Here is a 12559-nt window from a genome sequence, read left to right as displayed (position 1 = left end):
CAAGAGTCAAGAGCAGACTTGACCCCTTGCCGTTTCCCTGATGCCTTTCTTGAAAATCTTTCCGGAGCCGGTCTTGGGAAGCTCGGAAATAAAGACCACGCTTTTAGGCGACTTATAATGGGCAATGCGCGCTTTGCAGAAATCGATGATATCCGCTTCCGAGGGTTGGGTGTTTGGTTTGGGCACCACCACCGCGGTTACCGCTTCTCCCCATTTCGGATCCGGGACTCCGATCACCGCGGCCTCCAATACGTCCGGGTGCATGTAAAGAACGTTTTCCACCTCCACGGAATACACGTTCTCCCCACCCGTGATGATCATGTCCTTCTTGCGGTCCACGATGTTCACGTACCCTTCCCGGTCGATGACGGCAAGGTCCCCCGTATGCAGCCATCCGTCCCTGAGAGCATTGGCGGTCTCTTCCGGACGGTTCCAGTAGCCCTTGGTGACAATGTCTCCTTTGACGATGATTTCACCGACTTCCCGATCGTCGGGATTCACGTCCGTTCCGTCGTCCCGAACCACACGCAAGAGGACACCGATAAACGGGCGGCCGGTCTTGGCCTTGAATCTAAACTTGTCCTCTTCGGGGAGGTGAACCAGGTTTTCTTTCAGAAGAGACAGGGTCAGGTACGGACTGGTTTCCGTCATGCCGTAAGTCTGTACGTAGTCGCATTTGAAGGTGGCCATGATTTTCCGGACCACTTCGGGGGCGATGGGCGCGCCGCCGCTCAATATGGCCCGAAGGCCGGAAAAATCGAACCCGCTCACCTCGGGAGTATTGACGAGGATGTTGAGCATGGTGGGCACCATGTTCGTAATGGTCACGCGCTCGCGCTCCATCACGGAAAGCACTTCCACCGGTTCGAAGTCCGTGACCACCACGTGCTTGCCTCCCACCCACGTTATGGCGAACGTGGCCCAGGCGTCGGCCAGATGAAACAAGGGCGCTACGTGAATCCAGTTGTCTCGATCGTTCAGGTTCAGTTCCGCAATGGCGGAAAGGGCGTGGGTGCAGACGTTCCGGTGGGACAACATGACGCCTTTGGGCCGGCCCGTGGTTCCGCTCGTGTAATAGAGATGGACCACATCGTCATCCGTGCTGTCCGGAACGGAAGGGGGATCCGTTGGGCTGCTGCGGACGATTTCCTCGTAATCGAAGGCTTCGAAACCGGTCGGCGGAGTATTCCCGCCCGTCCAGACCACCTTTTCCAGCACCGTTTCCAATGACCGGAGCGCGTGGACTTGCTCGTGATATCGGGGGGCCGAGATGAGGACCGATGCGTCCGAATCGTTCAGAATGAAGCTCAGTTCCGAGGGCGACAACCTGAAATTGAGCGGATTCAGGATGGCCCCGAGTTGTGCGGCCGCGAAGTAGCTTTCCAGGAATTCGTGGCCGTTCGGGTGCAGGATGGCGACCCGGTCCCGCTTACGTATACCCAATGAAGACAGGAAGTGAGCCAGGGCATAAACGCGCTTAGCGAATTCGCCGTAAGTGAAACGTTGATCGCGACACACCACCGCTTCCTTGTGTTCGTAAAGATTCAACGCTTTTTCCAGGATGAAAGGTATGTTCATTCGCTTCGCGCCCCTTCCGCTTGTCTCGATGTGTTGTTCCGGACGGTCCCCGAGGTGAACTCGACCGTTCGACTCACCGTTTCTTTTCCGGGTGTATAGCAGAAAGGCTGCAAAGGGTAAAGAAAAGGCTTGCTGCGCGCGGTTGCCACGCTCTTGAATGGATGGTATAATTACGGCACGATATAACTCCTTACGAATACTTCCGAATTGAAGTTATTCCGCGGGCCGGCGTCGGCCTATGAATCAGGGAGCGAGAGATGCGTTTGTCTCCTCTGCGTTTTCCATCCCGTGATGTGAAACAGGGTCGAATTCCAACCCTGTTTTGGGGCTCCGTATGGGTCCTGGCGATGCTCGCCGTGGCGTCATCCATGCCTGCGTATGCGCTTACCGTGAAACTCAGTCCGGCCGCCGTGGATTTGCCGGCTTCGGGCGCTTCGTTCGACGTCGAGGTGGCCATCGAGGATGTGTCGGATCTAGGAGCCTTCGAATTCAACATTCTCTACGATCCGTCCGTGGTGCGGATATCGGACGCAAACAGCGTGACCCTGGGACCCTTGCTGGGAAGCACGGGCAGAAGCACGATGGTTTTGGGCCTCAATATCGACAACAGCGCCGGAAAGCTGGAGTACGGCGCGTTCACCCTTGGCGGCGGTGCGGGACCCAGCGGCAACGGAGTCCTCGCCACGGTCTCGTTCACGGTTCAAAACCGGGACAACGGTCAACTGAACCCGGCTGAAGTGAAAGTAACCGATACCTCCGGAGGAGCGCTGACCGTGAACTCGGTGCAGGGCGCCACATTGAGCGCTTCCGCGGCGAATATAGGTCCCACGGCCAATGCGGGAGGCAACCAGTCGGTGCAGGAAGGGGGCACAGTTACTCTGAACGGTTCGGATTCATCGGATCCTGACGACGGCATCGAGACCTATTCCTGGGTGCAACTGAACGGCCCCACCGTAAACCTGATCAACCCATCGAGTGATCAGGTCACATTCACAGCGCCGGACGTGTCGGGAACGAGTTCCACGCTGACGTTCCAGCTCACGGTTACGGATGGCGGAGGGTTTTCGGATGCCGACACAACGGTGGTGACCGTCTATCCCGCGGGTGAGAACCAGCCTCCCACGGCCCGAGCCGGAGCCGACCGGATCGTGCAGGAGGGAAGCGCGGTGGTGCTGGACGGTTCGGCTTCATCGGACCCCGACGATGGGATCAAGTCGTATTCATGGGTGCAGACGGGGGGCCCGGCCGCCGGTCTTACCGGCGCTTCGAGCGCTCAAGCCTCCTTCACGGCGCCTGAAGTGGGTGCGGGAGGAGCCACGCTGACGTTCGAGCTCACCGTCGAGGATCAGGCAGGGCTTCTGTCATCGGACTCGGTCGTGGTGACGGTGGCGGATTCCAGCCAGAACACGGCTCCCGTGGCCGACGCAGGACCCAATCAAACGGTCAACGAAGGAGCAATGGTCGTGCTGGACGGCACGGGCTCATCGGATTCCGACGACGGCATCGACTCCTACGCATGGATGCAAACGGGCGGTCCCCAGGTGTCTCTGTCCAATGCGAATACGGTCCAGGCGTCTTTTACAGCTCCCCAGACGGGGTCCGAGGGGGCTGTGCTTACGTTTCTGTTGACCGTTACGGACAAGGGAGGCCTTTTTGACACGGCCCCGGTTTCGGTCACGGTCACACCGGGCAGCGGCCCTGTCGTATCGGACATGGACGGGATCTACAAGGATACTAAACAGACCATAAACGCCTATGTTCAGACCTACGCCACGGGGGAAATACTCGTTATTCTGACCCCTGACCTGGAGCATTGGTACGTGTTTCTCGATCCGGATTGGTCCGACGGCATTACCGGTATGCCGGACCTCGCAAACCAGGGTGACAAACTCAGCATGAGCTTCCCGGACAACGGCGAAGCGCTGGCGATCCTCACGTACGGTCAGGGCGGTTCCGCTTCGTGGGTGCTCAAACGCGTGTTCCAGGGTCTCCAGAACTCTTCGCTCGGAGACGGCATATACAAGCAGGACCAGAGCATGAACGTCTATGTACAAACCTATGCGGCAGGGTCCGCCCTGTTTCTGTTTACCCCCAATGCTCTCGAATGGTCCGTGTTCCTGGATTCAGACTACTCGAACGGCATATCGGCGCCGAACGACCTGGCAAACGCGGGGTACGGGCTCGTGATGACACCCTCGGGTTCGGGTGCATACAACGCCGTGGTCACGCCTCCATCCGGTCCGGCCGATACGTATCTCCTCAACCGCGTGCACGCCGCCCCCAAGGCCGTGTCCGGGCAATAATGTCGAGGCGCAAGAATAGAGCAGGTTCTGAGGGAAACCATGGAAAGCCCCCCCACAGGGAACCCCAGGGGCGGGTTTCAACCCCTTGCCTATATTGCGGTCCTACCGGACAGCGACGAAGATTGAGAATGGAGCACCGCAGGGATGACGAATCAGTCGCCCCTGCCTTCTCTATTGTGTCCCTGCTTAGTGTTGCCGGGTAGTCTCGACGGTCTTTCCTTGTATTCTCCCGCAGGTTCTTCTATCATACCGACTCACGAAAGGAGCGTCTCATGAACATTCGCTACCGGATCGCGCGCCTGGTCCTGCCGGCTCTCGTGGTCCTGATCTTTTTGTCCTGCGGTCAGAAAGAAGAGGCATCCGAGCCCTCGGTCCAGAATCCGGCGACGCAGGAGTCATCGCCTCCGGAACCTGCGAAAGCCGTGGGGGAGCCCGCTTATGGTGACGCCCTGGTCGAAGGCTCCATAGGAGATGCGTCCAACCTGATTCCCATGTTGAGTTCGGACTCGTCCTCCCACGCCATCGCGGGTCTGGTGTATAACGGCCTTGTGAAATACGACAAGGATATCAATCTGGTCGGAGATCTGGCCGAAAAGTGGAACATTTCCGAAGACGGCACGGTGATCGATTTTCACTTGCGCAAAGGTGTGAAATGGCACGACGGGAGTCCCTTTACAGCCGAGGACGCCCTGTTTACGTACAAGGTGATGATCGATCCAAAAACGCCCACAGCCTATGCCGATGATTTTCTACAGGTTCAGAAGGCGGAGCTGATCGACTCGTATACCATGCGGGTGACGTATAAACGGCCGTTCGCTCCGGCGCTGGCCAGTTGGGGCATGGGGGTGGCGCCCAAACATCTGCTCGAGGGTAAGGACATAACGCAGAGCCCCCTGGTTCGCGATCCCGTGGGCACGGGACCCTACCTGTTCGAGCGATGGATTACCGGACGGGAAATCGTGCTGCGGGCGAATCCGAACTATTTCGAGGGACGGCCCTATATTTCCGAGTCCAAAACCCGGATCATTCCGGATTCGGCCACGATGTTTCTCGAGCTCGAGGCCGGGGGAATCGATCTCATGGGGTTGACGCCCATTCAATACACCCGCCAGACCGTCAGTGATCAGTGGAAAAAAAGGTTTAATAAATACAGCTACCTGGCTTCTGCCTATACCTACCTTGGATACAATCTCGAGGATTCAAAATTCAAAGATAAACGCGTCCGCCAGGCCATATCGTACGCCGTAAACAAACAGGAACTCATTGACGGTGTGCTGCTGGGACTGGGCGAGGCGGCTTCGGGACCCTTCAAACCGGGTACCTGGCCTTACAACCCCGACGTCAAGCCGTATGCGTACAACCCGGAACGGGCCAAAGAACTGCTGCGTGAAGCCGGCTGGGAGGACACGGACGGCGACGGCCTGCTGGACAAGGACGGGGAGCCTTTTCGTTTTACCATCCTCACGAACCAGGGGAACGAAAGCCGGCAGAAGACCGGGGTTATCATCCAGTTCAGCCTGAAAGCCATCGGCATCGAAGTGCAGGTCCGAACGGTCGAATGGGCTGCGTTTCTGAAGGAGTTCATTGACAAGAAGAAGTTTGAAGCCGTCATCCTGGGATGGACCATTCCCCCGGATCCGGACCTGTTTGACGTATGGCATTCCAGTAAGACCCGTCCGAGCGAGCTGAATTTTGTCTCGTACCGGAACGAAGAAGTGGATCGGCTGATCGAGAAAAGCCGGTATACGTTCGATCGGGAAGTGCGTAAGGAATGCTTGTATAAGATCCAGGAGATCCTCGCCGAGGATCAGCCCTATACGTTTCTGTACGTGCCTCAGGCTCTGGTCGCCGTCAGCAGCCGTATCCGAGGAATCGAGCCGGCGCCACTCGGCATTGCGTACAACAGGATAAAGTGGTACGTACCCGCCGACCAACAGAAGTACAAGATCGCGTTCTAGGACATGTGGGTCTATTTACTCAAACGATTAGCATCCATGATCCCGCTTCTCATCGGGATCACTTTGATTTCGTTCGTGGTGATTCATCTGGCTCCGGGCTCGCCGGTGGATCTGCAAACCGAGATGAATCCCAAGGCTTCCCCCGAGGCGCGCGCCCGCCTCGAGAAGCTCTACGGCCTGGATCAGCCCCTTCACGTTCAATACTTCCTCTGGCTTTCCCGGATGCTGCGGCTGGACTTCGGGCGCTCGTTTTCTCCGGACGGGCGGCCCGTAGCGGACAAAATCCTCGAGCGGTTGCCTATCACGATTCTTATCAACGTACTGAGCCTGGCGCTGATCCTGGCTGTGGCCGTACCCATAGGGATTGTTTCCGCCGTTCGGCCGAACAGCCTTTTTGACAAATCCACGACGGTTTTCGTATTCATCGGGTTCGCCACGCCGACTTTCTGGCTGGCCCTGTTGTGCATGCTGTTTTTCGGCGTTCACCTGGGCTGGTTACCCATCAGCGGCATCTCGTCCTACAACGCCGATCAGATGAGCGACCCGGCCTGGCTATGGGATCGGACTAAACACCTGATCCTGCCGGTGCTCATTTCGGCCTTCGGCGGTTTGGCCGGTTTTTCTCGCTACATGCGGTTCAACATGCTGGAGGTGATCGGTCAGGATTACATCACCACGGCCCGAGCCAAGGGACTCAGCGAAATGCGCGTGATCCTGAAGCACGCGTTGAGGAACGCTCTAATGCCGGTGATTACCGTTCTCGGATTGTCCGTGCCCGGATTGATCGGAGGGAGCGTTATCTTCGAATCCATATTCGCCATACCCGGCATGGGGCAACTCTTTTACCAGAGCGTGATGGCTCGGGATTATCCGGTGATCATGGGTTCTCTCGTAATAGGAGCCGTGCTGACGCTGGTCGGCAACCTGCTGGCGGACGTCTCGTACGCCGTGGTGGATCCCAGAATCAGGACGGGAAAGTGATGCGGGACACGCTTCTGTCGGAAAACTGGCGCCGTTTTCGAGCCAACAGGCTTGCGCTGGTCGGAAGTCTGGTGGTGCTTTTTCTCTTCGTCGTGTCTTTGGCGGCTCCAGTCCTGGCTCCCCATGATCCCGAGGTCATCAACGTGAAACTGATTTTGAGTCCCCCGTCCCCGGAACATCCTTTCGGCACGGATCAATTGGGCCGGGACTTGTTGAGCCGGATGATCTATGGTTCCCAGATTTCGTTGAAAGTGGGTTTCGTAGCGGTTGGCATTGCCACTCTCATCGGAATCGTCTTGGGAGCGTTGGCCGGGTTTTACCGCGGGTGGGTCGATGTGGTGATTATGCGGTTCGTGGACGTCATGCTGTGCTTTCCCTCCTTTTTCCTGATCCTGGCCGTGATCGCTTTTTTGGAACCCAGTATCTGGAACATCATGGCCGTGATCGGGCTTACGGGATGGATGGGGGTGGCCCGTCTGGTTCGCGCCGAATTTCTCAGCCTTAGAGAGAGGGAGTTCGTACTTGCGGCGAGGGCGGCCGGCGCGGGAGACATGAGGATCATCTTTTTTCACATTCTGCGAAACGCATGGGCCCCCGTGGTGGTTTCAGCGACGTTGGGAGTGGCGGGGGCCATTCTGACGGAAAGCGCTTTGAGCTTCCTGGGCATTGGAGTTCAGCCTCCCACTCCGAGCTGGGGGAACATTCTCACAGAGGGTAAGGACAATTTGCAGATCGCCTGGTGGCTGTCTCTTTATCCGGGGTTGGCCATCTTAGTGAGTGTTCTGGGGTTCAACCTTCTGGGGGAAGGCATTCAGGCTGCTTTGAACCCCAAAATGAGGAATTAACGGTGGTTGCATCCATTGAGGAGTTTCGCATCGGCGTGGAAGTTCTTCTCGATCGCGGCGCTCTCGATCTGGAAAAGAGTCCGTTCGGGATTTTGGCGAACCAGGCCTCCGTGGACCGCCATCTTGTTCACACCAAGGACCTGCTTTCCCAACGGTATCCGAAAACACTGAAGTGCCTGTTTTCACCCCAGCACGGTTTTCGAGGCGAAAAGCAGGACAATATGATCGTATCTTCGAGTTACGAAGATTCGTCAACCGGTCTGCCCGTCAACTCGCTCTATGGAGAGAATCGTGCACCCAGCCCGGAAATGTTGAAAGACATCGAAGTACTGGTGGTGGACCTTCAAGACGTGGGAACCCGGGTGTACACGTTTATATATACCATGGCGCTTTGCATGATGGCGTGCCGGAGGGACGGGAAGAGGATCCCGGGGCAGGTCATTTGGGAAGGGACCAATGTATCCGAAGGACGAGGAACCACGAGACCTTTTGAAATGTTCGGCGCGCCTTACATCCGGGCGACCGAACTGAAGGAACGGTTTTTGGCGCGGGACATACCGGGCGTAGTCCTTCGTGAAATCGCATTCGAGCCCACGTTCAGCAAATGGGCGGGCGAGACGTGTCACGGTTTTCATTTGCACGTGGTCGATGCGGATTTGTTGGACATCTATTACGTGAGCCTGTGCCTGTTGCAGGACGTGATGGACCTTTATCCCGACGGTTTCGAATGGAAAGCTCCTCCTTATGAATACGAATACCGGCGAATGCCGATCGACCTGATCCTCGGGAGCCGCACGCTGCGCCTGAATCTGGAACAGGGGGCGGATCTGGCCAACGAAAGGAAAACCTGGGAAGAGGAGCTTTCCCGGTTCCGGGAGGACCGAAAGCCGTTTCTGTTGTACGAGTGATTCCGTCCCTGTTCAAAACGCCCGGGGTAACAAAACCTGAGTTCTGCGAAGATTGCGGCGAATGCCGATCGGGGCCGCTGATCCGAAAGAGGCGGAGCGCATTTCGTGTGATTGAGACACGCTCTCTACGCAAGTAAGAAAGATAGCGAAAAGCACCGCCATCTCCCTCCGGCGCCTCTCGATCTCTTCCTCGAAATTGCATCGCATGGATAAAACGATCGCTCGATCCGGTTGAATGGATCAACACGCGTTTTTGATTAAAGACATCGTACGACGTTTTGACACTCAATCGATAGAAAATGATCCTTTGTGGCCCTGATCATTCAAAACCGATGCTTTAGTGAAATTTTTCGTTATAGGTCCAAGAGTTCGAAATCCTCCTCTTTTAGAGGATATTCGAATTGAAGGTAATGGACATTTGGTTCAGACGAAAGGTTTCGGGAGGATGTTTTGACAAGGCCTGTTCTTGATTTTCAAGGAGGAACTCAGAGATTATCTTTCTTGATAGAACCGTTTCGTTCCTTGAAAGAGGATGAAGCGCCGCTATGTTTTCTTGATTCGCGTTGTTACAGGGATTGGTAGTGTTCACCTATTTTTCTTCTGAACTTAATTCTTGACAAATATCCAATCCAACTTATAATAAAGTTATAATATAGTAATAATCGGGAGGATAACTTATGGCCAAAACATTGACTGAAATGGCTGTCGAGATTGTCCAAGCGCAAGCCGGCGTGGGCAAGATGTCTCCAGAAGAAATTGAAAGCGCGCTTCACAAAACGTTTTCAACACTCAAGAGCATACAGGATCTCGAGAGCGGCAAGAGAGAGCTGGTTGAGCCAGAGGAAGCCAGTGAGTTAGAGATGTACAGGAAGGACCCCCTGAAGTCCGTCCAGAGAAACAAAGTGATCAGCCTTGAAAACGGTCAAGAGTTCAAAGTAATCACCAATAGACATCTAAGTCAGTTCGGATTGACCACCAAGGAATATAAGAAAAAATGGGGGATTCCTTTGAATCAGCCGTTGGCCGCTAAGTCGTTGACGGCAAAAAGGAAAAGATGGGCCAAAGAACGGGGCCTGGGCGAAATGCTGAAGAAGGCTCGCGCCAAGAAGGCGGGAAAGAAATAACACCTAGCCACGGTCATAGCGCTGTTTCGAGCTTACGGTCCGTTTCATGAGATTTCCGGGGAGAGCGGAACGGATGTGTTCGCAATGAGCCCCGGTTCTCTCCAGCTGTTTCCGACCGTCATATTCTTTTCGGTTTGCCGAAAGCGCTTGCGTCCGAGGCGACTACCAGTTTGAATCGTGGGGCGTGTCCTGTGTGTGAACGGGACGCGCCCCATTCTTTTTTTACGTGTAAAGGCTCTCACCTCGAAACGCCCATTCGGACGACCATAGCGCGGATACCCTGATTGACGAACACGCTTGAGCTGTGACTGGCCGGGCGAGCGCCGAGCTTTCCTGAAATGGTGTTGACAGAAACGGTGGAAGTCCCTAAAGGCTTCTTATTCAGGGATTTTTCGCCTCGTTCACGGTGTCATGGCCGATGCCGGTGCGTTTCGATCTTTTGGAGATCCCGGCGATCCATGGCCCGGCGCAGGGGACGCGGCAAACCGTGGACTGGATTTCACCGACAACGTTGTCGGCGGATGATGTAGAGAAGAAAACGTGTTTTCTATGTGGAGATCGTAATGAAGGTACATCCTACGGCTGTTATTCACGAGGAAAGCTCGCTTGGCTCCGACGTTGAAGTCGGTCCGTATGCCGTGATCGAGGACCACGTCGTCATTGGCGACCATTGCCGCATCATGGCGGGAGCGCATATCAAATCGTACACAACCATGGGCTCTTACAACACGATCCACACGGGCGCCGTGATCGGAGACCTTCCTCAGGACCTCTCCTTTGAAGGGGAAAGAAGCTATGTTCGCATCGGAGACCACAATATTTTTCGTGAGCATGCCACGGTGCATCGGGGCACCAAACCGGAAAGCGTAACGACGATTGGGGATCACAATTTCTTTATGGTGAACGCGCACGTGGCGCACAACTGCTCTGTTGGAAATCATGTGATTATGGTGAACAATTCGTCGTTGGCGGGGCATGTGGAGGTGCAAGATAGCGCTATGCTCAGTTCCTTGTGTCTGGTCCATCAGTTCTGCCGGGTCGGACGACATTCGCTGATGAGGGGAGCCGCCAGGACGAGCAAGGATGTACCTCCGTTCTGTATAGTGGACGGCGTGCATACCGTGCGAGCGCTGAATCTGGTGGGGCTCCAGAGGGCCGGGTTCTCCGAGGAGCGGATTCGATCGCTCAAAAAGAGTTTCAGCATAGTGTTTCGTTCGGGGAAGAGGTTGTCGACGGCCCTCGAGGAGGTGGAGGCAACGGTCCCTCAAACACCTGACGTGCAGCATCTGCTTGAATTTATGAGGTCTTCGGAGCGGGGGGTGGCTTTTGGAAAGAAGTGAACGAGACTGGAAATAATTTTTTTGAGACGAACGCTAAACGTTTCTTTCCATCTCGGGTCTATTTTAATGCAGAGCAAAACAAAACTCTGCTTCCCTATCTCCCCTTCTTCATATGGCCCCCGATCTTGTATGAGATCGGGGGCTTTTTTTATCTCCAATGATTGACATCTACACCCAAGCGGGTATAGACTATATACCGGCTAGAAATCCATACGCGTCACGGCCAAGAAATGGTTCACGTTTCAGATGGGTAGCACAAACGGGGCGGTTTCGCCCTTCGAAGGAGAAGCGGCCGTAGCCTGAAGCACGCGTTGTTCTTTTCGTAATCATTTCTATCCAGGGGAGGTATGTTGTGTATCTGATCAACGAGGTTAGCAGGGAGGTCAATCTCTCCCAAAAGCGCATTCGAGAATACGAGAAAGAAGGGTTCATCAAACCCAAGCGTCACCCTCACACCAACAATCGGCTGTACACGGATTTCGAGGTGCTTCAGGTCCGAAGAATACACGACTTGATCCACCAGCGGGGTTTCACGCTCACCGGGCTGAAAAACCTCCTGGTTATGGCCCCGTGCTGGAACGTGTTCGACTGCGACACTCGCGAGGATTGCCCGGCGTACAAAAATCCGCATGTGCCGTGTTGGAGTGTGCGTGAGAAACAAGAGACGCTGTGTCCGGGTCCCTGTGAGCGATGCGCCGTATTCATGAATCGCGAATTCAAGAAAGAGTATGTCCTGGAACACAATCGGGACAATCGATTTCAATCTTGAACCTACGAGGCGGACGGCTTCCGTTGCGGGGGCCGTTCGCCGATTTCGCCAACAGCCCGTAGGATATCGCCCTCGGGTCCGCCCTTCTCAAACCTTCGATCGCCTTTCCTGAAAGACCATGCTCAAAGGACCCCCTCGGGTGTGTCCCGTCAATGCAGCAGGCTTAGAAGATGAAGTCCGGCGATAACGGCTCCCCCACCCAGATAGTAAGAAAGAACTATTACGGGTGTACCTAAAATGGCATTCAGGATTCCTGCACGGGTGAGATTATCAAACACAAGGATTCCCAAAAGCACCATGGGACCGTATCTTGACCAACGTCTGTATTGATATGCCTGCCTCAGGGGCAACATACCTTCCACAACGTGGCTCCCATCCAAGGGCGGGATCGGAAGCAAATTGAACAGGGCAAACGCCAGGTTCAACACCACCATCTGAGAGAACACCATAAGAAATTGCTGGTTCTCCCAAAAGAAATTCCTCAATACGATTCCACAGATAATGGCCGTTGCGAAGTTTGCGGAAGGACCGGCCAATGATACAAGAACCTGATCGCGTCTGGGGTTCTTGAAGTAACGAGGCTCTATGGGAACGGGTTTGGCCCACCCGAATCCGACCAGGAGAAAGTAGATGGCTCCCATGGGGTCCAGATGGGAGAACGGGTTGAACGTCAATCGGCCCATCATCTTTGCCGTTGGATCCCCGAACAGGTAGGCAACTCTTCCGTGCGCATATTCATGGACTGTTATAGCG

10 protein-coding genes are annotated in these 12559 nt (G+C 55.3%); 8 read left to right on the top strand and 2 right to left on the bottom strand.

Going from position 1 to position 12559, the window contains the following annotated elements; translation table 11 throughout:
* Window positions 1-6: 6 nt before the first annotated feature.
* The gene (locus HY788_00875) at window positions 7-1578 is read right to left on the bottom strand and encodes a long-chain-fatty-acid--CoA ligase (GenBank protein ID MBI4772729.1); all 1572 of its coding nucleotides are present in this window, start codon (window positions 1576-1578) and stop codon (window positions 7-9) included.
* A gap of 257 nt (window positions 1579-1835) precedes the next feature.
* Here HY788_00875 and HY788_00870 point away from each other — a divergent pair, with 257 nt between their 5' ends.
* The 8 genes from HY788_00870 to HY788_00835 all read left to right on the top strand — a co-directional run bounded on the left by HY788_00870 (window position 1836) and on the right by HY788_00835 (window position 11806).
* A complete protein-coding gene (locus HY788_00870) occupies window positions 1836-3881 on the top strand; it encodes a hypothetical protein (GenBank protein MBI4772728.1) in 2046 nt (681 codons plus the stop codon).
* A gap of 272 nt (window positions 3882-4153) precedes the next feature.
* Window positions 4154-5839, top strand: a complete 1686-nt coding sequence (locus HY788_00865) for a peptide-binding protein (GenBank protein MBI4772727.1) — start codon at window positions 4154-4156, stop codon at window positions 5837-5839.
* A gap of 3 nt (window positions 5840-5842) precedes the next feature.
* Window positions 5843-6820, top strand: a complete 978-nt coding sequence (locus HY788_00860; GenBank protein MBI4772726.1) for an ABC transporter permease — start codon at window positions 5843-5845, stop codon at window positions 6818-6820.
* Entirely contained in the window at window positions 6820-7665 is an 846-nt protein-coding gene (locus HY788_00855; GenBank protein MBI4772725.1) for an ABC transporter permease, read from the top strand. The genes HY788_00860 and HY788_00855 overlap by 1 nt, the downstream gene beginning before the upstream one ends.
* Before the next feature lie 14 nt (window positions 7666-7679).
* Window positions 7680-8573, top strand: coding sequence for a DUF1343 domain-containing protein (locus HY788_00850; protein MBI4772724.1), 894 nt, complete (start codon window positions 7680-7682; stop codon window positions 8571-8573).
* Window positions 8574-9250: 677 nt separating this feature from the next.
* The gene (locus tag HY788_00845) at window positions 9251-9697 is read left to right on the top strand and encodes a MucR family transcriptional regulator (GenBank protein MBI4772723.1); all 447 of its coding nucleotides are present in this window, start codon (window positions 9251-9253) and stop codon (window positions 9695-9697) included.
* Window positions 9698-10260: 563 nt separating this feature from the next.
* A complete protein-coding gene (gene lpxA, locus HY788_00840) occupies window positions 10261-11037 on the top strand; it encodes an acyl-ACP--UDP-N-acetylglucosamine O-acyltransferase (GenBank protein ID MBI4772722.1) in 777 nt (258 codons plus the stop codon).
* Between the two features lie 352 nt (window positions 11038-11389).
* Complete coding sequence (locus HY788_00835; GenBank protein MBI4772721.1) at window positions 11390-11806, top strand: MerR family transcriptional regulator; 417 nt, start codon at window positions 11390-11392, stop codon at window positions 11804-11806.
* A 149-nt stretch (window positions 11807-11955) separates the two neighbouring features.
* Here the strand turns inward: HY788_00835 and HY788_00830 are convergent.
* Window positions 11956-12559 (bottom strand): site-2 protease family protein (locus HY788_00830; GenBank protein MBI4772720.1); only part of this gene is annotated, 604 nt, incomplete at its 5' end.

The organism is Deltaproteobacteria bacterium (assembly GCA_016208165.1).
In the GTDB taxonomy this organism is placed as follows: Bacteria; Desulfobacterota; Desulfarculia; order JACQYL01; family JACQYL01; genus JACQYL01.
This window is presented reverse-complemented; position numbering and strand designations above follow the sequence as displayed.